The organism is Pseudomonas sp. F9001 (assembly GCF_013385435.1).
Taxonomy (GTDB): Bacteria; Pseudomonadota; Gammaproteobacteria; order Pseudomonadales; family Pseudomonadaceae; genus Aquipseudomonas.
Map to the genome: position 1 here is coordinate 1 of NZ_JACAPX010000053.1, position 18661 is coordinate 18661.

General features: G+C 62.5%; 15 protein-coding genes and 1 pseudogene. 10 read left to right on the top strand and 6 right to left on the bottom strand.

Annotated features, from left to right (window positions below):
- Positions 1-210 precede the first annotated feature (210 nt).
- Positions 211-1140, bottom strand: coding sequence for a LysR substrate-binding domain-containing protein (locus HX818_RS29730; RefSeq protein ID WP_003218560.1), 930 nt, complete (start codon positions 1138-1140; stop codon positions 211-213).
- Between the two features lie 280 nt (positions 1141-1420).
- Here HX818_RS29730 and HX818_RS29735 point away from each other — a divergent pair, with 280 nt between their 5' ends.
- Positions 1421-2653 carry an MFS transporter gene (locus HX818_RS29735; protein WP_177021269.1) on the top strand — a complete coding sequence of 411 codons (1233 nt, stop codon included), beginning with the start codon at positions 1421-1423 and terminating at the stop codon, positions 2651-2653.
- Here HX818_RS29735 and HX818_RS29740 read toward each other — a convergent pair.
- Positions 2591-3505 carry a LysR family transcriptional regulator gene (locus tag HX818_RS29740; protein ID WP_177021270.1) on the bottom strand — a complete coding sequence of 305 codons (915 nt, stop codon included), beginning with the start codon at positions 3503-3505 and terminating at the stop codon, positions 2591-2593. The genes HX818_RS29735 and HX818_RS29740 overlap by 63 nt on opposite strands.
- Positions 3506-3619: 114 nt before the next feature.
- Here HX818_RS29740 and HX818_RS29745 point away from each other — a divergent pair, with 114 nt between their 5' ends.
- The 8 genes from HX818_RS29745 (at position 3620) to HX818_RS29780 (ending at position 13562) form a co-directional block, all read left to right on the top strand.
- On the top strand, positions 3620-4501 hold the full coding sequence (locus HX818_RS29745) for a hypothetical protein (protein WP_008432881.1): 882 nt from the start codon (positions 3620-3622) through the stop codon (positions 4499-4501).
- Between the two features lie 51 nt (positions 4502-4552).
- Positions 4553-5779: a Xaa-Pro peptidase family protein gene (locus HX818_RS29750; RefSeq protein ID WP_003218567.1), complete on the top strand. Its 1227-nt coding sequence runs from the start codon at positions 4553-4555 to the stop codon at positions 5777-5779.
- Between the two features lie 389 nt (positions 5780-6168).
- On the top strand, positions 6169-7794 hold the full coding sequence (locus HX818_RS29755; protein ID WP_177021271.1) for an ABC transporter substrate-binding protein: 1626 nt from the start codon (positions 6169-6171) through the stop codon (positions 7792-7794).
- 68 nt (positions 7795-7862) lie between these two features.
- Positions 7863-8816: an ABC transporter permease gene (locus tag HX818_RS29760; protein WP_102369228.1), complete on the top strand. Its 954-nt coding sequence runs from the start codon at positions 7863-7865 to the stop codon at positions 8814-8816.
- On the top strand, positions 8813-9649 hold the full coding sequence (locus tag HX818_RS29765; RefSeq protein ID WP_177021272.1) for an ABC transporter permease: 837 nt from the start codon (positions 8813-8815) through the stop codon (positions 9647-9649). Before HX818_RS29760 ends, HX818_RS29765 begins: the two co-directional genes overlap by 4 nt.
- A 2-nt stretch (positions 9650-9651) precedes the next feature.
- On the top strand, positions 9652-11289 hold the full coding sequence (locus HX818_RS29770; RefSeq protein ID WP_177021273.1) for an ABC transporter ATP-binding protein: 1638 nt from the start codon (positions 9652-9654) through the stop codon (positions 11287-11289).
- An 84-nt stretch (positions 11290-11373) separates the two neighbouring features.
- Positions 11374-12543: a hypothetical protein gene (locus tag HX818_RS29775; RefSeq protein WP_177021274.1), complete on the top strand. Its 1170-nt coding sequence runs from the start codon at positions 11374-11376 to the stop codon at positions 12541-12543.
- A gap of 143 nt (positions 12544-12686) precedes the next feature.
- Positions 12687-13562: a LysR substrate-binding domain-containing protein gene (locus HX818_RS29780; RefSeq protein ID WP_177021275.1), complete on the top strand. Its 876-nt coding sequence runs from the start codon at positions 12687-12689 to the stop codon at positions 13560-13562.
- Here the strand turns inward: HX818_RS29780 and HX818_RS29785 are convergent.
- From HX818_RS29785 to fae, 4 genes are all read right to left on the bottom strand, one after another.
- Positions 13509-14882: an MFS transporter gene (locus HX818_RS29785; protein ID WP_177021276.1), complete on the bottom strand. Its 1374-nt coding sequence runs from the start codon at positions 14880-14882 to the stop codon at positions 13509-13511. The two genes, HX818_RS29780 and HX818_RS29785, sit on opposite strands and share 54 nt — an antisense overlap.
- Before the next feature lie 187 nt (positions 14883-15069).
- Complete coding sequence (locus HX818_RS29790) at positions 15070-16503, bottom strand: NAD-dependent succinate-semialdehyde dehydrogenase (protein ID WP_177021277.1); 1434 nt, start codon at positions 16501-16503, stop codon at positions 15070-15072.
- A complete protein-coding gene (locus tag HX818_RS29795; protein ID WP_102606526.1) occupies positions 16500-17534 on the bottom strand; it encodes an aldo/keto reductase in 1035 nt (344 codons plus the stop codon). The genes HX818_RS29790 and HX818_RS29795 overlap by 4 nt, the downstream gene beginning before the upstream one ends.
- Positions 17535-17544: 10 nt before the next feature.
- Entirely contained in the window at positions 17545-18057 is a 513-nt protein-coding gene (gene fae / locus HX818_RS29800) for a formaldehyde-activating enzyme (protein WP_003212394.1), read from the bottom strand.
- Positions 18058-18390: 333 nt separating this feature from the next.
- Between fae and HX818_RS29805 the strand changes: the two are divergent.
- Positions 18391-18661: pseudogene (locus HX818_RS29805) on the top strand (ribonucleotide-diphosphate reductase subunit beta); the annotation flags it as partial.

An 18661-nucleotide genomic window follows, 5' to 3' on the forward strand; every position in this document is an offset into this window, starting at 1 on the left:
TAGCCGCGCCGGGCCATGGATGGCCCGTCGCGGCGGCCCGCGGAGCCGTGCCGGAGTGCGGGCATGCCGAGCCTGGGCGAGGCACCGAGTGGTGGGGCAAAGCGTTTTTTGGTTACTTTTTTAGGCGTTTGTAAAAAAGTGACCCGCTGTAAGAGCGGAACCATAAGCCGCCGTTACCGCAGCAATGGATATGTACACAAACCCCACTCCTCACCCAGCCGCCAAAGAAGGCTCCAACTGCCGCTGAGCCAACCAAATCTCCTCCTGCAACCACTGCGCAAACACCTGCAACTGCGGCGTATCCGTCTGCTCCGGCCGGGTCACCAGCCAATACGACTGATGCCCCTCCACATGCACATTCAGCACCTGCGTCAACTGCCCACTGGCCAACTCCGAAGCGACCATATGCCAATCCGCAATGGTAATCCCCAACCCATCGATCGCCGCCCGAATCGCCAAATCCAGCAGGTCAAACTCATACCCCCCCTCGATATCAACCCCACTGATCCGCGCCGCATCCAGCCAATGCTTCCACGTCAGATACCGCTGATCCTCCCGCGCCAGCACATGCAGCAACGTCATGCGATTCAGATCAATCCCGTCACTCCACTCCCGGGCATACAACGACGGCGCACACACCGCGATATGCCGCTCCTGAATCAACAACGAGCTGTCCAACCCATCCCATTCCCCATCGCCAAACCGAATCGCACAATCCAGCGTACTGGTCTCCGCCAGGCTGTCCTGCAACCGCGTGGTAATGCTCAGCTCCAACTCCGGATGCTGCTCGCGCAAGCGCCCCAACCGCGGCATCAACCAACGATTGGTAAACGTCGGCGGCGCATTGATGTGCAGCCGATTGGCATGGGACTTCTGCTGGATACTGCGCACCGTCAGCTCGATCTTGTCGAACGACTGGTGCAACGCCCGCAGCAACACCCGCCCGGCACTGGTCAATTCCAGGTGATGGTGACGACGCTCCAGCAGGGCCTCGCCCAACTGTTCTTCAAGCTGGCGCACCTGGCGGCTGACCGCACTCTGCGTGACGTTCAACAGCTCGGCGGCCCGGGTAAAACTGCCGGTACTGCCGGCGACTTCGAAAGCTTTGAGGGCGTTGAGACCGGGCATTTTGCGTTTCATGGACGACACTCGGGAGCACAGGGGAAATAACCTGCACAACATACCTTTTTGTATTGGGTCAGCGGTAGCACTCCAGCCTGACAAACAATTAATCGTCGCAAACGCTGAAAGTGTCGTTTATCGCTACAGACCGTCGCTCACGAATAAATAACCTGCGTATAACGCATGCACACTAAGACAATTAAGCATTGGTCGTCGCCAGGCTATAAACGCTAGTCTGCCGATGTACTTCCTGTAACTTCGCCCCTCTCTTTCGCGATTAACTTATCGAGTCATCGCCATGTCCAACGCACCCGTTTCATCCCGGCGAAGTATTGGCTTGCTGGCACTGGTGTTTACCGCCTGCAACGCCACCACCCACGGTTTCAGTGTGTTCCTGTATTCGGCGCTGTTGCCGCAGATCCGCCTGGCCTTTGAGCTCAGTTACAGCCAGGCCGCGTTGATTGCCGCGCTGTTGCAGCTGTTCTACATGGGCGCCTCGATTGCCAGCGGCCTGGCGGCGGCGTGGATCAGCCCGCGCAATATGGTGCGCCTAACCATCGTCCTCAGCCCCGCCCTGCTGGCCCTGGCCGTCGCCACGCCGTGGGTGCTGCCGTTTGCCCTGTGCCTGGCACTGGTGTCGGCGTGCGCGGTGTCGAACTGGAACGCGATTTCGGCCCTCGCTCAAGAGGTGATCCCGACTACACATCGCAGCCGGGTGCTCGGGCTGGCGTCCTCGGGCTCAGCCTTTGCGCTGTGCTTGAACGGGCTGTTGATCGCGCTGTTGCAGGGCTTGTCCTTGCGCCAGTTCTGGCTGATCTGCGCCGGGTTGACGCTGGTTGTCACGCTGTTGACCCTGTGGGCACTGGCCCCGATCAAGCAACCGGCACCACGCGAGACCATGGCGCCGGCGCTGAACCAAGTGCTGCGCCAATGGCTGAAGTTGTGCGTGGCACAACCGGTGGCAATGCAGATCGTCTTGCTCAGCGCGTTTATCGGCGCCATCAGCGGGCCGTTTCTGAATTTCCTGTCGGCGTTCGTCAGCGAGCAGCTACAGGCCAGCGCTTCCGTCACCGGCTCGATGTGGACGCTGATCGGGATCGGCGGTGTGATCGGCGGCTTGCTGCTGGGCACGCTGGCAGATCGTTGGGGGGCGTTGCGGGTGATGGCCCTGAGTATCGGCGCGTTTGGTCTGAGCATGCTCGGCTTGCTCGGGCACCCGAGCCTGGTACTGAGCTGGCTGGCGGCAGGGCTGTTCGCGCTGTTCTATTTCCCGTGTTGGGGCTTGATGGCCGCCTACGTCGGTGCCCGGCTCAGCCCGGTGCACAGCCTGCAAGTGGTGAGCCTGAGCATGGTCAGCTACGGCCTGGCGAGTGCCACCGGCAATGCCTTGTGCGGCTGGCTGCTGCAAGTCACTGGCGAATTTGCGGTGGTGCACGGCTGGATCGCGGCCTGGGTGTTGGCCAGCCTGTTATTGCTCAAGCGCATGGCCCAGCGACACACCCGTGAAGCGCTGGCCGCCCAGATGCCCTGAGTGGCCCAGTTGCCGGCGCAGAATCTCCACCAGGGCATCCACTTCCGGCACCTGGCAACCGGCTGAACGCCAGAACATCAGGCGCGCCGGGGCAATCGGCGGGAAGCCCTGGCGCTCGTCCAGAATCTGCCAGTCGGGTGGCACCAGGCGCCGCGCCATCACGCCCACCGACAAGCCCTGCTCGATCGCAATCGCAATGCCGCGCGGGCTTTGGCTGGTGTAAACCACCTGCCACGAGCGCCCGGACTGGGCCAGCGCCTGCACGGCGTTCGCACGGAACGCGCAGCCCTCGGCGTACACCGCCAACGGCACCGACTGACGCCCCACGCAACTCCAGCTGGGCGCCGCGACCCACACCAACGGCTCGTCGCACAGGTATTCCCCGCTCTGCAAACCTGCGTGTTCCACCCCCAGCACCAGGTCCAGCTCGCCCCGTTGCAGGCGCCCCACCAGGGCCGTCGACATCTCGCAGCACACATCGGGCCGTACCTGGGAGAACTGCGCCTGGAAGTCCTTGAGCATCCCGCCCAGGCAGTACTCGGCGTAGTCCTCGGGCATGCCGAGGTGGATACACACCTGTTGATTGGGCAATTGCGCGGCGCTGACGGCCTCGCTGTGCAGCTTGAGGATCTGCCGGGCGTAGATCAAAAAGGTTTCGCCACCGGGGGTCAGGCCCACCGAGCGGCTGGTACGGCGGATCAGTGGCGTGCCGACGATGTCTTCCAGGCGTTGCAGGCTCTGGCTGACGGTGGATTGGGTCTTGTGCAGGCGCTCGGCGGCCGCCGAAAACCCCTGGCACTCGATAATTGCCACAAACACTTTAAGCAGGGTGCCATCCAGTTCGCCCGACATAACTATCGCCCTCGCCGATGGATTCGATCACAACTTGTAATTTCCACTTTGCACCTCGTTCAGCAACTATCGGGTCAGCCAAAAAACACCAACTGATAGTTCCGGGAGTCTTGCATGAGCCTTCAACTTGCTGACGCTGAAGTGGGCGATATCAGCGACATTATTAATACCGAGCTGTATCCCATACATGATTCGGGCCATGTTCAATTACAGGCCCTGATCGAACACGCCCGGGCCGAACTGGCCGAAGACGGCTGCTGCCTGCTGAAGAACTTCCTGCGCCCCGCAGCGCTTGAGCAGGCGCGCCTGGAAGGTTTGGCGCTGTCGGGCAAGACGTTTTATTCGGTGCGCAAGGTCAACGCCTACTTCACCGAGGACGACACCTCCCTGCCCCACGATGACCCGCGCCGCACGTTCATGGAGCGCACCAGCGGCTTTGTGACCCGCGACATGATCGCCCCGGACGCGATCATCCACCGGCTGTACGTGTCGCCGATGATGAAACGCTTTATCGGTGCCTGCCTGAATGAGCCGGAAATCTTCGAGTACGCCGACCCGTTCGCCGGGCTGGTGATCAACGTGATGCCGGACGGCACCGAGCAGCCCTGGCACTTCGATACCAACGAATTCATCGTCAGCATGATGACCCAGAAGCCCGAGGCCGGCGGCCTGTTCGAGTACGCGCCGATGATTCGCTCCCGCACCCAGGAGAACCTCGGCGCAGTCGGCAAGGTGGTGCGTGGCGAAGACCGTTCGCGGGTGCAGGAACTGGAACTCAACCCCGGCGACCTGCAGATTTTCAAAGGACGTTTCTCGGTGCACCGGGTGACCCGCGTGGAAGGCGCCACCGAGCGCAACACGGCGATCTTCGCCTACTCCGAAAAGCCCGGAATCATTGGCCGTGCCCAGCGCACCAAGCAGCTTTACGGACGCCTGTCCGAAGCCCATCTGCAAGCCGAACGCAACCTGGTCCGCAGCGACCAGTTGCTCGACTGATTCACACCTAAAAAAACCAAAAAACCGCATGTGCCCTGCGAGGAACACCCCATGAGTCTGTCCGGCCCCAACCGCAACCCCGCTGACTGCGAACCTACCCATGACGAGATCCAGCAGATCCAGCTGGACCGTCTGCAACGGGTACGCAACGAGCTGAAAAAACGCGACTACGCCGCCTGCGTACTGTTCGACCCTACCCACATGCGCTACGCCACCGGCTCACGCAACATGCAGGTGTACTCGGCGCGCAACCCGGCCCGCTATGCGTTTATCCCGGCAGAAGGCCCGGTGGTGGTGTTCGAGTTCGGCGGCTGCCTGCACCTGGCCGAAACCCTCAACACCGTCGATGAAGTGCGCCCGGCCAAAGCCATCTCCTATTACTTCTGCGAAAGTTTCCTGGGCAATGTCACCGCCGACTGGGCCGCGGAAATCGATGAGCTGGTGCGCAAATGCGGCGGCGGCAAACGCATCGCCATTGAAAGCGCCACCTCCGCTGCGGCCTTCGAACTGCAAAAGCTCGGCTATCAGATATTTGATGCCCAGGAACCGCTGGAACGTGCGCGCTGCATCAAGGTGCCGAACGAACTCAAGATGATCCGCGCCAGCCTGCGCGCCACCGAAGCCGGGGTGCGCCTGATGGAAAGCAAACTCACCCCCGGCATCAGCGAGAACGAGCTGTGGTCGCACCTGCACCAGCATGTGATCGCCACCGACGGTGATTACGTCGAGACCCGCCTGCTGTCCTCCGGCCCACGCACCAACCCGTGGTTCCAGGAGTGCAGCACCCGGCCCATCGAAGCCGGCGACCTGGTAGCGCTGGACACTGACGTGGTCGGGCGTTTCGGCTACTACGCCGACTTCTCGCGGACCTTCCTGTGCGGGGAACAAGCCGCCACCGCCAAGCAGCAGGAGCTGTACAAACTGGCCTATGAGCAAGTGCAGACCAACATGGAAATGCTCAAGGCCGGGCGCAGTTTCAAGGAGTACGCGGAACTGGCCTGGAAGATTCCCGAGCATTACAAAAACAACCGTTACTTCGCCCTGGTGCACGGGGTTGGCATGACCGGTGAATACCCCTACGTGGTGCATCGCGAAGACATTGATGCCCTGGGCTACGACGGTGTGTTCGAAGCCGGCATGACCATCTGCGTGGAAAGCTACATCGGCCACGACGACGGCGGCGAAGGGGTCAAGCTCGAAGAGCAGATCTACATCCACGAACACGGCATCGAGTTGCTCTCCGACTACCCATTCGACCCGCGCTTGTTGAGGTACTGATCGTTCCCACGCTGTGCGTGGGAATGCATCCCGTGACGCTCTGCGTCACCGTTTCGCAGAGGGGACGCGGAACGTCCGGGGCGGCATTCCCACGCAGAGCGTGGGAACGATCGGTCGGTGGGGAGCGACATGTAACATGCGTTTATAGAACGTTCCAACGCAGAATTTGTCGTTTGTCGATCTTTGCGCAAATGACAAAACTGCGGGCATCTCTAATAAAAACAACATGAGAGCTGCCCTATGTCCTGTCCCATTGCCACCCTCCCGACTTCGTTGCGCCTTGTTCTTCTGCCGGCTTCACAGCGGTCACGGTCACGCCTTCGCGGCGCTTGCCATTGACCCTTGCGGTTCAACAAAAAAACGCATATTCGCAAGTACCGGAGAGGCTTATGAAAGAGTTGACTACCCTGGACGGCGCCGCGCCGCATCCAGCCGTAAATGATCTGTGTGCCCAAGTGCAAAGCGGCGAAATCAACCGTCGCCAATTCCTGCGCACGGCCGCGCTGCTGGGCATCACCGTCGCCAGTGCCAGCACCTTTCTCGGTTCCGCACTGCTGGGCAATCACGCCCAGGCCGCCGAGCCACGCCAGGGCGGCAGCCTGCGGTTTGCCTGCGCGATCCAGGAAATCCAGGACCCGATGCTGATCACCTGGATCGAAGCCTCGAACCTGCTGCGCAACTCGGTGGAATACCTGACCTGGGTCGACGCCGACAACATCACCCACCCTTACCTCGCCGAGAGCTGGAGCCCGTCGGAAGACCTCGCTACCTGGACCTTCAACCTGCGCCAGAACGTGAAGTGGAGCAACGGCGACACCTTCAACGTCGACGACGTGCAGCACAATATCGAACGCTGGATCGCCGCCGATTCCAAGTCGGTGAACCGCACCGCGTTCCAGGACATCAAGGCCTTCGAAAAAGTCAGCGAGTTCCAGTTCCGCCTGGTGCTCAAGCGGCCGATCCTGGCGATCCCGGAGATGCTCAACGCCTTCACCTGCGCCATCGTGCACCGCAGCTTCAAGGCCGGTGACGACTGGGCGAAAAACCCGCTGGGCACCGGGCCGTTCAAGCTGGTTTCATTCGCCGTGAACAAGCAGGCGACCTTCGCCAAGCGCGCCGATTACTGGGGCAAACCAGCCAACCTCGACGAGTTGCGCTACGTCGACATGGGCACCGACGTGTCCACCCACCTCGCAGCCCTGCAAGCCGGGCAAGTCGACGTGCTGTACCGCGTGACGGTGGCTGAACTGGACCTGGCCAAGCGCTTGCCCGGGGCCCAGTTGCTGACCTGCAAGTCGGCGCAAACCGTGGTGATGCGCATGGCCTGCGACCAGAAGCCGTTCACCGACCTGCGCATCCGCAAGGCGGTGGTGCTGTGCGCCGATAACGCGCAGATGCTGAAGATCGCCTATCGCGGCATGGGCACCCTCGGCGAAGACCATCATGTGGCGCCTTCCCACCCCGAATATTTCCCGCTGCCCAAGCGCAACCGCGACGTGGCGGCGGCCAAGAAGCTGCTGGCCGAAGCCGGCTTCCCCAACGGCATCGACATTGACCTGATCGTCGGCAACACCCAGGGCCGCTATGAACAGGACTGCGCGCAGATCCTGCAACAGAACTGCCTGGAAGCCGGGATCCGCATCAACCTCAAGGTGATCCCTGCTGCACAGTACTGGCCGATCTGGGACAAGGCCGCCTTCAGCCTGACCTACTGGGCCCACCGCCCGCTGGGCGTAATGTCCCTGGAACTGGCCTACCGTGGCGGTGGTGCCTGGAACGAAAGCCATTACAGCGACCCGGCGTTCGATGCCGCGCTGGACAAGGCCATGGGCATCATCGACCCGAAACAGCGCGCCGTGGCGATGGAAGATGTCGAACGCATCCTGCAGGACGCCTGCGTGATCGTGCAGCCGTTCTGGGGCGACAAGTTCACCGCCGTGAGCAAAAAGGTCCAGGGCTTCCAGGTGCACCCTTCCGACTTCTACCCGATGGACAGTGTGTGGATGAGCGCTTGATTTAGCGCACGCCCTCCTCCCTGCCCGCACACGGGCAGGCATCCCTTGAACAGTCGGAGCATGCACCCATGGCTCATTTTCTGATGCGCAAGTTATTGGCGCTGGTGGCGACCCTGCTGTCGGTGTCATTGATCGTGTTCCTGGCCCTGGAACTGAATATCGAAGACGTGGCGATCAACGTCCTCGGCCCCTACTCCGCCGCCGACCAGCGCGCCGCTTGGCTGGTGGAACATGGCTACAACCAACCCTTTGTGTGGCGCTACCTGGTGTGGCTCAAGGACTTTGTCAGCGGCGACTGGGGCACCTCGGTGTACTTTCGCGAATCAGTGATCAAGCTGCTGCTGCCGAACCTTGCGCAAACCCTGACCCTGGCCGGCCTGGCCTTGCTGGTGATGGTGCCGGTGGCGTTGACCCTCGGCGTTCTGGCCGGGATTCGCCAGGGCTCGGCGCTGGACCGCCTGGTGTCGTTCCTGTCGATCGTCACCACCTCGATTCCCGACTTCGCCAGCGCAGTTTTCGTCTCCGCGATCTTTGTGTTCTGGCTTAACTGGCTGCCCGGTGTGAGCAGCATGAGCGAAGGCTTCAGCGTCGTGCAATTGGTGCTGCCACTGATGGTGCTGTGCCTGTTCGGCATCGGTTACCTGGCGCGCATCACCCGGGCCTCGATGGTGGAAGTGATGCAGGCGCCGTACATCCGCACGGCGCGGCTCAAGGGGGCGTCGACTTCACGCATTGTGCTGCGGCATGCCCTGCGCAATGTGCTGATCGCGCCGGTCACGGTGATCATGCTGTACATCCCGTGGCTGCTGTCGAACGTGATCGTGGTGGAGGTGTTCTTCGCCTACAAGGGCTTCGGCTCGCTGCTGTACACCGCCTCGCTGAACCATGACGTGTACCTGATCGAAGCCTGCGCGATGGTCAGTGCCGTGGTGGTGGGCATCACCAAGATCTTCTCGGACCTGGCCTACACCTGGCTCAACCCGCGCATCACCCTGCGCAGCCTCGGCGGAGGTGCCCAATGAACCTGCTGCACTCGTTCAAACATCCCTTGGCATTGCTCGGCCTGCTGCTGGTGGGCGGCTGGGTGGTGATCGCGCTGTTCGCACCGTGGATCGCGCCCCATGATCCGCTGGAAAGCTTCACGCCCTTGCTCACGCCAATGACCGTCGGCGACAACGGCCAGGGCTTCCTGCTGGGCACCGATATGATTGGCCGCGACATTCTCTCGCGGCTGATCTGGGGCACTCGTACCGTGCTGTTCTGGTCGATCCTCGCCACCCTCACCGCGTTTGCCGTGGGCATCGCCATGGGCCTGTGCGCCGGTTACTTCAACGGTTGGGTCGACAGCGTGCTGTCGTATGTGGCCGACACGGTGCTGTCGTTCCCGGTGCTGGTGTTGTACATCGTGATCATCATCGCCCTCGGCGCTTCGGCGCTGAATATCCTGATTGCGGTGACCTTCACCAGCGCACCGGCGATCTTCCGGATCATGCGCGCCCTGACCATCGATATTCGCTCGCGAGACTACGTGCTCAGCGCCATCACCCAGGGCGAAGGCTCGCTGCGGATCATGCTGGTGGAAATCCTGCCCAACTGCGGCGGGCCGCTGATTGTCGATTTCTGCCTGCGCATCGGCTACACCGCGATCATGATCGGCGCCCTCGGCTTCCTGGGCCTCGGGCTGCCGCCGCCCACACCGGACTGGGGCGGCATGATCAATGACGGCCGCGCCATGGCCATCGCCTTCCCGCACCTGGTGATCTTCCCGTGCATCGCCATCTCCACCCTGATGCTGGGCCTGAGCCTGTTGGCGGACGGCCTGGATGAACACGCCCAGAAAGGCGCAAGGAGTTGAGCATGAACCACACGCAAGTACTGCGGGTGCAGAACCTGTCCATCGAATTGCCCGCCGGCGCCGACCGCAGCCACGCGGTGCAAGGCATCAGCCTGGAGGTGCGCAAGGGCGAAATCCTCTGCGTGATCGGCGAGTCCGGCTCCGGCAAGTCCGTGCTGTCGGCGGCGATCATGGGCGACTATGCCAAGGGTTTGCGGCATACCGAAGGCGTGATCGACTTCCTCGGCGATGACATTTGCACCCTCGACGAGGAGCGTTTGCGCCAGCTGCGGGGCAACCGTATCGCGATGATTTTCCAGGAGCCCATGGCGGCGCTGAACCCGGCGATTCGCATTGGCAAGCAAGTGGAAGAGATCTTCGATATTCACGCACCGCAGATGCCTGGCGCTGAACGCCGCGAGCGCATGCTGGCGCTGCTGGAGTCGACGCAACTGCCGGACCCGCCACGCATCGCCAACAGCTTTCCCCATCAACTGTCTGGCGGGCAATGCCAGCGAGTGGTGATTGCCATGGCGCTGGCGATGAACCCGGACCTGCTGATCGCCGACGAGCCCACCACGGCGCTGGACGTGACCACCCAGGCGCAGGTGCTGAAGCTGGTGCGCGAACTGCGCGGCCGCGGGCAACACGGCATTCTGTTTATCACCCATGACTTCGGCGTGGTGGCGCAGATTGCCGACCGTATCGCGGTGATGGAAGGCGGCCGGCTGGTGGAAATCGGCGAGCGCGACCAGGTGCTGAATGCCCCGGCCCACGCCTACACCCGCAAGCTGATTGCGGCCGTGCCGGCGCTGCACCCGGAGCTGCACAAGCCGAGTGCCGACGGCGAGCTGGCATTGCGCATCGAGCACCTGACCAAGACCTACACCGTCGGCGGCAGCTCGGTGGCGGCCTTGCGCAATGTCTCGCTGCAACTGCCACGGGGCAAGACCCTGGCGATTGTCGGCGAATCCGGTTCGGGCAAAAGCACGTTGGTGAAAGCCGCGATCCGCCTGGTGGACAGCGACAGCGGCCACGTATGGGTCGGTGACACCGACTTCCTGGCCCTGCGCGGCTCGGCGCTGGCGGCGAATCGTCGGCGCATCCAGATGATTTTCCAGGACCCGTATGGCTCGCTCAATCCTCGGCACCGGGTGGGCGACATCATCGCCCGCGCTGCGCAATTGCGCGGGTTGTCGGCCAAGGATGCGTGGGCTGAAGCCGGTGATTTGCTGGAACAGGTGGGCCTAAAGCGCGACGCCCTCAAGCGCAAGCCCCGGCAGTTCTCCGGCGGCCAGCGCCAGCGCATCGGCATCGCCCGCGCCCTGGCGATGCGCCCGGAAGTGTTGATCGCCGATGAGAGCGTGTCGGCCCTGGATGTCTCGGTGCAGAAACAGGTGCTGGAACTGCTGGCCGAACTGCAGCAGCGCCTGAACCTGAGCATCCTGTTCATCACCCACGACCTGCGGGTGGCGGCGCAGATCAGCGACTACATCGCGGTGATGCGCCAGGGCGAAGTCGTCGAGTACGGCACTGCCGAGCAAGTGCTGCTGCGCCCCCGGAACACCTACACCCAGACCTTGCTGGCCGCCGCCCCCGGCGCCTCGGAGCTGCCCGCCGCCGGCCCGCCGCTGCGGCTGATTCGCCCGCAAGCGCACTGAGTCAACCCTTTACCCCGCGTCGCAGCGTTCGTTGCGGCAAGGGGCTGCTGTTGCCAAAAAATAACTAATAACGAGAGTAAAACCATGCGACCAACCTTCCGTTACATCGCTCTGGTCCCTGTGCTTGGCGCCCTTGCGGCACCGGCCATGGCCATTCAAGTCACCGACAACCTCGACCTCGGCGGCGCCGTGCGCGCCCGTTGGGACTACGACCCGGATCGCGACATCCAGAAGTTCGGCCTCGACACCGCGTACCTCAGCGCCAAGTACAACTCCGACACCTGGATCGGCGAGGCGCAGTACCGTTTCTACGGGCGCTCCTACCCGTACCAGTACACCAAGAACTACGGCGATATCCAGTTCGCCAAGTTCGCCTGGGTGGGCTACAAGTTCAACCCCGACCAGCAGGTGCAAGTGGGCCTTAACACCGTGCCGTTTGGCTTGCAGCCATACTTCGGCAGCACCTTCTACGAAACCCTGGGCAACGTGATCGGCCTGGAAGATGTGCAGCAGGTCGGCGCCAAGTACATCCAGCAAAGCGGCGACTGGAACATCCAGGCCGGTTACTACCTGCGCCCGGCGTGGCAAGGCAAAGGCACGAGCAAGGGCGTGACCTACTCCAGCGTGATCTCCGAGGCCGACAGCTACGTGGGCGACGGCAGCAACAACCAGGAACGCAATACCGTGGTGGTGCGGTTGGCCAAGGCCATGGACCTGGGCGGGTGGAAATCGGAAGTCGGGCTGTCCGGCCTGACCTCCACCCTGGAGAACAAGGACACCAACGACGATGGCCGACGCAACGCGGTGGCGATCCACTACCTGGGCAAGAACGGCCCGTGGGGCGTGCAATTGCAGGCGGCACGCCAGCAGATGTCACCGCGCAACCCGGGCACCGACAGCGTGGTGACCCTCGGCGGGTATGACGGCACGTTCAACGTGGCCAGCCGCGGCAATCTTTATGTGGCGGATTTGAGCTACGACGTGGGTGGCAAGTACCTGTTTGACCAGGTCAGCGGTGTGAAGCTGTATGCCAACTACAGTGCGTTTGACAAGTCCGAGGATCAGTTCAAGACCTCACAGCGGGTGATCCTGGGCACGTCGTTTTCGGTGAGTAAACTGTGGGTGGCCACGGAGTGGTTGATCGGCAAGAACGATCCGTATATTGGTGGGAGCAGCTATACCGAGAGCCTGGGGGCTGGGGGGAGTAACCAGTGGGAGAATCAGTTGTATATGAACATTGGCTACTACTTCTAAAATAGGCGGCGTCTTCACTGACGCCTTCGCGAGCAAGCCCGCTCCCACATTTTGACCGCGGCGCCGATCAAATGTGGGAGCGGGCTTGCTCGCGAAGAGGCCGCCAAAAACACCATAAAAACAACAGGTGTGGAATCCATTTCATGCGCCAACTGCCCTCCCTCAACATGCTCCGGGTCTTCGAAGAAGTCGCCCGCCACCGCAGCTTCAGCCAGGCCGCCGTGGGCCTCAACGTCACCCAGGGCGCCGTCAGCCGCCAGATCAAACAACTGGAAGACTACCTCGGCGTCGCCCTCTTCATCCGCACGCCCCAGGGCCTGTCCCTGACCGAAGCCGGCTTCGCCCTCTCCCCGCACCTGAGCGACGCCTTCGACCATATCGAGCGCGCCCTGCACGCCGTGCGCGTGCCCAACCTGCGCCAGCGCCTGCGCATCGTCGCCCCGCCCACCTGGGCCACCCGCTGGCTGTCCGCCCACCTGCGCAGGTTTTGCGAGCGTTACCCGGACATCAACCTCAGCGTCACCCACCAGAACACCCACGCGAGCCTGGCGGAAATCGACTGCCAGGTCCGCTTCGGCCTGGAAGCGGCCACGCAGTGCAGCAGTGAACTGTTGGTGATGGAACGCCACATCGCCGTCGCCAGCCCGGAACTGTTCAGCGACGGTCAGCCGCCCGACCTGCGGCGCTTTCCGCTGCTGCACATCCTGCACGACGGCAAGCGTTTGCAGGTCTGGGAGAACTGGCTGGCGGCCATGGGCCGGGAAGATATCGATGCAGGCCAGGGCCTGGAATTCAGCACCCTGGACCAGGTGATCCACACCGCCCTGGCCGGCGGTGGGCTGGCGGTGATCGACCGGCAGATGATCGAGCGTGAACTGGCGAATGGCAGCCTGCTGCCGATCACCCCGGTGGAGGTGATCGGCCCGTATGGCTATTGGCTGGATGTGGCAAGTGACAAGCAGGGTTTATCCAAGGTTCGGTTGTTTACGCAGTGGTTGAACCGGGTGAGCAATCCCTGACACCGCAGGCTCGGCCTTGCACGCCTGGCTCAAGGTCAGCGCCTTGGTTTCCGGCGCCCAGGCCCAGGAGATGATCGCGCCCAGCACCAGGATAGCGGCGAGGATGCCCATGGTCGGGCTCAGGCCGATCCCCGCTACGCTCACCGGCAACAGGAAGGTACTCACCGCCGAACCCAGGCGGCTGACGGCTGTGGCAAGGCCGATGCCGCTGGCCCGCACTTCGGTCGGGAAGCTCTCCGCCGGGAATACGCCCACCAGGTTGCTCACCGCCGACAGCACCAGGGTGAATACGCCGAACGTCAGCACCATCAACCACGCCATGCTGCCCGGCAATACCGCCAGCAGGAACAGCGCCGCCGCCAGGATGATGAACGAGTTGATCAGGAAGCCGCGCCGGGAGAATTTCACGGTGCACCAGATGCCGATCAAGGCGCCGATGATCAGCAGCAGGTTGAGCATCAGCTCGGTGCCAAAACCTTCGGCCAGGCCCATCTTCTGCAGGATCGACGGCAGGAAGGTGTAGATGGCGAAGTACGGCATCACGATGCACACGAAGAACAGGCAGTTGAACGCGGTGCGCTTGCGGTATTCACGGCTGAACAGCACGCCGTAGCCGGAACGGGTTTGCGTCGACGGTTCTTCATCGAGGACCACGTGTTCGCCGAGGTGTTTCTTGACGATGGCTCGGGCCTCGGCAATCCGGCCCTGGTTGATCAGCCAGCGCGGCGATTCGGGCGTGCCGATGCGCGCGATCAGGATCAGCCCGGCAGGAATTGCCGACGATGCGAGCATCCAGCGCCAGGCATCATCGCCGAGGCTGAGCATGGCGGTGCCGACAAAGGTCGCGGCCACGTAACCAACCGTCCACACCACGCTGAAGGAGCCCAGCAGTACCCCGCGATGTTTCCTGGGTGAGAACTCGGCAAGCATCGCGTGGCCGACGCTGAAGTCGCCGCCCAGGCCGATACCGATCAACACCCGGCAGAGGAACAGGCCCATGGCGGTTTCGGCATAGAACTGCATCACCGAGGCAACGGTGATCAGGACGAAGCTGACCAGGAAGATTTTCTGCCGGCCGAGGGTGTCGGAGATCCAGCCAAAGAACAGGCTGCCCATAAACAGACCGATCAGGGCCGAGGCGCCGATCAGGCCTTGCCAGAAGGCGTCCAGTTGCATCTGTGGGCTGAGCAAGGTGAAGGCAATGCCGATCAGGCCGAGGATGTAGCCGTCGGTGAAGTGGGCGCCGAAGGTCAGGCCGGCGATTTTAAGGTGGAAGCGACCGATGGGCAGGTCGTCGATTTTGATGGGTTGAGTGGACATGGTGTTCTCCATATTTTTGTTTTTGACGGAGTAACAGCGGGCAAGCCGATGGTGATGTGTGAGCTTTATTGTGGGAGCTGGCTTGCCTGCGATGACGGTGGGTCAGTTGGATAATGGGGGACTGACCTACCGCTATCGCAGGCAAGCCAGCTCCCACATTGGATCGGTGTTGTTTGGGTGAATGGGGTCAGAGACCGCCCATCAACAGGTATTTGATCTCCAGGTAATCCTCCAGGCCGTACCTGGAACCTTCACGACCCAGGCCCGACTCCTTGATCCCGCCAAACGGTGCGACTTCGGTGGAGATGATCCCTTCGTTGATCCCGACCATGCCCGCTTCCAGGCCTTCGGCCATGCGCCATACGCGGCCGATGTCGCGGCTGTAGAAGTAGGCGGACAAGCCGAACGGCGTGTCATTCGCCCGTTGCAGCACTTCGGCTTCATCTGTAAAGCGGAAGCAGGCCGCCACCGGGCCGAAGGTTTCTTCCTGGGCAATCAGCATCTCGCCGTGGGCTTCGGTGAGGATGGTCGGTTCGAAGAACGTCCCGCCCAAGGCATGGCGACGGCCGCCGCACAGCAGCTTGGCGCCTTTCTCCAGGGCGTCGCCGACGTGGGCTTCGACCTTGGCCAACGCGGCCGCATTGATCAGCGGGCCTTGTTCGGTTTCGCCCTCAAGGGCGCTGCCGACGCGCATCGCAGAGACCGCTTCGGCCAGCTTGCGGGTGAACGCATCGTACACACCATCCTGGATGAAGAAGCGGTTGACGCAGACGCAGGTCTGCCCGGTATTGCGAAACTTGGAAGCCATGGCGCCTTTGACGGCGGCGTCCAGGTCGGCATCGTCAAACACGATAAAGGGCGCGTTGCCGCCCAGTTCCAGGGAGACCTTTTTCAGGGTGTCGGCGGCCTGGCGCATCAGCAGCTTGCCGGTGCGGGTGGAGCCGGTGAAGGACAGCTTGCGCACAATGCTGGAGGCTTGCAGTGCGCCACCGATGGCCACGGCATCGCCGGACACGATGTTGAACACGCCCGCCGGAATCCCGGCCTGTTCTGCCAACACCGCCAGGGCGAAGGCCGACAGCGGGGTTTCTTCCGACGGTTTGAGAATCATCGTGCACCCCGCCGCCAGCGCCGGGCCAACCTTGCGGGTGACCATGGCCAGGGGGAAATTCCATGGGGTGATCGCTGCGACCACGCCAATGGCTTCCTTGGTCACGATGATCCGCGCGTCGGCCTTGTGGCTCGGGATCACGTCGCCATAGGCACGCTTGGCTTCTTCGGCAAACCATTCGAGGAAGCTCGCCGCGTAGACCACTTCGCCCATGGCTTCGGCCAGCGGCTTGCCCTGTTCCAGGCTGAGCAGGTGGGCCAGGTCCTTCTGGTTGCTCAGCATCAACTCGCTCCAGCGCTTGAGGCGCTGGCTGCGTTCCTTGGCGGTGAGCTTGCGCCAGGCCGGCAACGCGCGGTTGGCGGCGGCAATGGCCAGGTTGGTTTCTTCAGCACCGGCGCGTTGGACTTCGGCGATCTGCGCACCATTGGCCGGGTTGCGCACCGGGTAGACCGGCCCACCGCTGGACCATTGGCCATCAATGAAATTGCCTGTGCGAATCAGCGGGTTCATGCCACGGCCTCTATCAGGTTAAAACGGTCCAGGCCCGGACGGGCGCTGCGCAGGATGCGTTTGCCGGCGGTGTAGTCGTTGATTACGTCGCACGGCGTGTAATTGCGTTCCAACTCGTGCAGTTCTTCCGCATCCAGTTGGGTGTCCAACGCGGCGAGCGCGCTATCAAATTGAGCGGTGGTGTCGGCGCCCACCAGCATCACGTCCACACCCGGATGATTGGCCACCCAGGCCTGGGCGATCTGCGCGTTGGACACGCCACGGGCACGGGCCACACGTTGCACCGAGTGGGCGATGTCGAACGACGCCTGGTCGCTGTACATCTGCTGGGTGAAGAAGTCGGTCTGGTTGCGGGTCGACTGCACTTCGCCGGTGAGCAAGCCACGGGCCAGCGGGCTGAACACCGACACGCCCAGGCCCTGGTCGCGGCAGAACGGGATCATCTCGCGCTCTTCCTCGCGGTAGGCGCAGTTCAGTTGCAGCTGCATGTTGATCGGCTTGACCCAGCCATTGCGCTCGCAGGCCATGAGGATTTTTGCCAGTTGCCCGGTGAGCATGGTCGACACGCCGATGTAGCGCGCCTTGCCGGAACGCACGATGTCGTTGAGGGCGCCCATGGTTTCTTCCACCGGGGTGTTCACGTCGAAGTAATGCAGCATGAACACGTCGACGTAATCCATGCCAAGGCGGCTCAGGGAGGCGTCGATGCTGTCCATGATGTGCTTGCGCGAATGGCCGCTGGCATTGATGCCGCTGCGGGTGCCGTAGCCGACCTTGGTGGTGACCACGATGTCTTCACGGCGCGCAACGCGCTTGAGGATGCGCCCGACCACTTCTTCGCCGACACCTGCGGAGTAGAAGTCCGCCAGGTCGATGAAGTTGACGCCGTTGGCCAGGGCATGGGCAACGATGGGTTCGCTTTGTTTCTCGTCGAAGATCCACGGTTTCCAGTCCGGGGTGCCCATGTTCATGGTGCCCAGGCACAGGCGCGAGACTTGCAGGCCGGAGTTGCCCAAACGGATGTATTGCATGGGAATGTCCTCAGGCTTTTGGCGTGTAGAAAGGGTTGCTGATGTGGTTGACCACATCCGCCAGTTGCGCGGTGTGCGGCAAGCCTGTGAGGGCGGCGCGGATCGCGGTGCGGCAGGCGTTGTAGTTGTTCAGGTAGACCGCATCCAGGTCGTCGCAGGCCGGGTTGACCCAGTTGGCGGTGACAATCGCCCACTCGTCCTCGGCTTCCGGCGGCAGGGTGCCGTCGAGCAGGGCTTCGAGCACCGCCTTGGCGATCCCGGCCTGGGACGCGCCCCAGGTGGCATTGCCGTGCAGGTCGCTGCCGATGGCGGCCTTGTTGACGTAGAGGGTCATGGGTTTGACCGGGATGTTCGGCTGGGCAATCACCATGAACGGGCAATGGCCCTGGCTTGGCGACGCCAAACTGTTGGCAAACGCCTGGCCGGCCGGACCGTTGCGCGGGCCGATGAGGATGTTGATGTGGGCAGCATTGACGCCTGGGCCTTCGAAGCCTTCGCCGATGTACAGATCAAGTGCTTTCATTTCGCAAACGCTCTTTTTTGTTATGGGGAGCTGGTTGGCGAATTTTTAGCACTGGCCCGGGTAGCGGCCGTAACCATTAAAAGTCATGGGGCTGTGAGTTTTAGTCATGGCCCTGCGACCATCGGCCTGGTCTTGTGCGTTGACCATCGTTGTTACACCCCATATAGTGTGCCAACAAACACAGACAACCACTACATAGTGTGCAAGAACGCTGAACACCGACCACACTATGCGCAGTATTTCAATGCCTTGAAGCCTGCAAAACGCACATTTTTGAACACGCTGGGTGAATCGAAGCCCACGCCGTCAGACGGACCACGAAGGAGCAATTCAATGCTGAGTTGGGATGAAGCAGATCAACCAGACACCGGTGACGTAGTCATCCGGGGCGCCAACGCCGGCCACGCCACCGAAGCCAACATGGACCGCCTCGACGGCGCCGGCGCCGCCGCCGCCCTTGAAGCCCGCAACGTGACCGCCAGCGACTCCGCCGCGATCATCCGCGCCAAGGCCGCCCTCGACAAACTCGACGTCGCCGAAGGCCTCGCCGAGCTGGAAGGCTCCGCCGCCCGCGTCGCCGTAGACGAAAAGCGCATGATCAACT

Bases quoted from the DNA above. Each gene is read 5' to 3' on its own strand.
- HX818_RS29755 (WP_177021271.1), top strand. From the start codon at position 6,169: ATGAAAGAGTTGACTACCCTGGACGGCGCCGCGCCGCATCCAGCCGTA.
- HX818_RS29740 (WP_177021270.1), bottom strand. From the start codon at position 3,505: ATGTCGGGCGAACTGGATGGCACCCTGCTTAAAGTGTTTGTGGCAATT.
- HX818_RS29730 (WP_003218560.1), bottom strand. From the start codon at position 1,140: ATGAAACGCAAAATGCCCGGTCTCAACGCCCTCAAAGCTTTCGAAGTC.
- HX818_RS29765 (WP_177021272.1), top strand. From the start codon at position 8,813: ATGAACCTGCTGCACTCGTTCAAACATCCCTTGGCATTGCTCGGCCTG.
- HX818_RS29795 (WP_102606526.1), bottom strand. From the start codon at position 17,534: ATGCAATACATCCGTTTGGGCAACTCCGGCCTGCAAGTCTCGCGCCTG.
- HX818_RS29780 (WP_177021275.1), top strand. From the start codon at position 12,687: ATGCGCCAACTGCCCTCCCTCAACATGCTCCGGGTCTTCGAAGAAGTC.
- HX818_RS29775 (WP_177021274.1), top strand. From the start codon at position 11,374: ATGCGACCAACCTTCCGTTACATCGCTCTGGTCCCTGTGCTTGGCGCC.
- HX818_RS29750 (WP_003218567.1), top strand. From the start codon at position 4,553: ATGAGTCTGTCCGGCCCCAACCGCAACCCCGCTGACTGCGAACCTACC.
- HX818_RS29785 (WP_177021276.1), bottom strand. From the start codon at position 14,882: ATGTCCACTCAACCCATCAAAATCGACGACCTGCCCATCGGTCGCTTC.
- HX818_RS29745 (WP_008432881.1), top strand. From the start codon at position 3,620: ATGAGCCTTCAACTTGCTGACGCTGAAGTGGGCGATATCAGCGACATT.
- fae (WP_003212394.1), bottom strand. From the start codon at position 18,057: ATGAAAGCACTTGATCTGTACATCGGCGAAGGCTTCGAAGGCCCAGGC.
- HX818_RS29760 (WP_102369228.1), top strand. From the start codon at position 7,863: ATGGCTCATTTTCTGATGCGCAAGTTATTGGCGCTGGTGGCGACCCTG.
- HX818_RS29790 (WP_177021277.1), bottom strand. From the start codon at position 16,503: ATGAACCCGCTGATTCGCACAGGCAATTTCATTGATGGCCAATGGTCC.
- HX818_RS29770 (WP_177021273.1), top strand. From the start codon at position 9,652: ATGAACCACACGCAAGTACTGCGGGTGCAGAACCTGTCCATCGAATTG.
- HX818_RS29735 (WP_177021269.1), top strand. From the start codon at position 1,421: ATGTCCAACGCACCCGTTTCATCCCGGCGAAGTATTGGCTTGCTGGCA.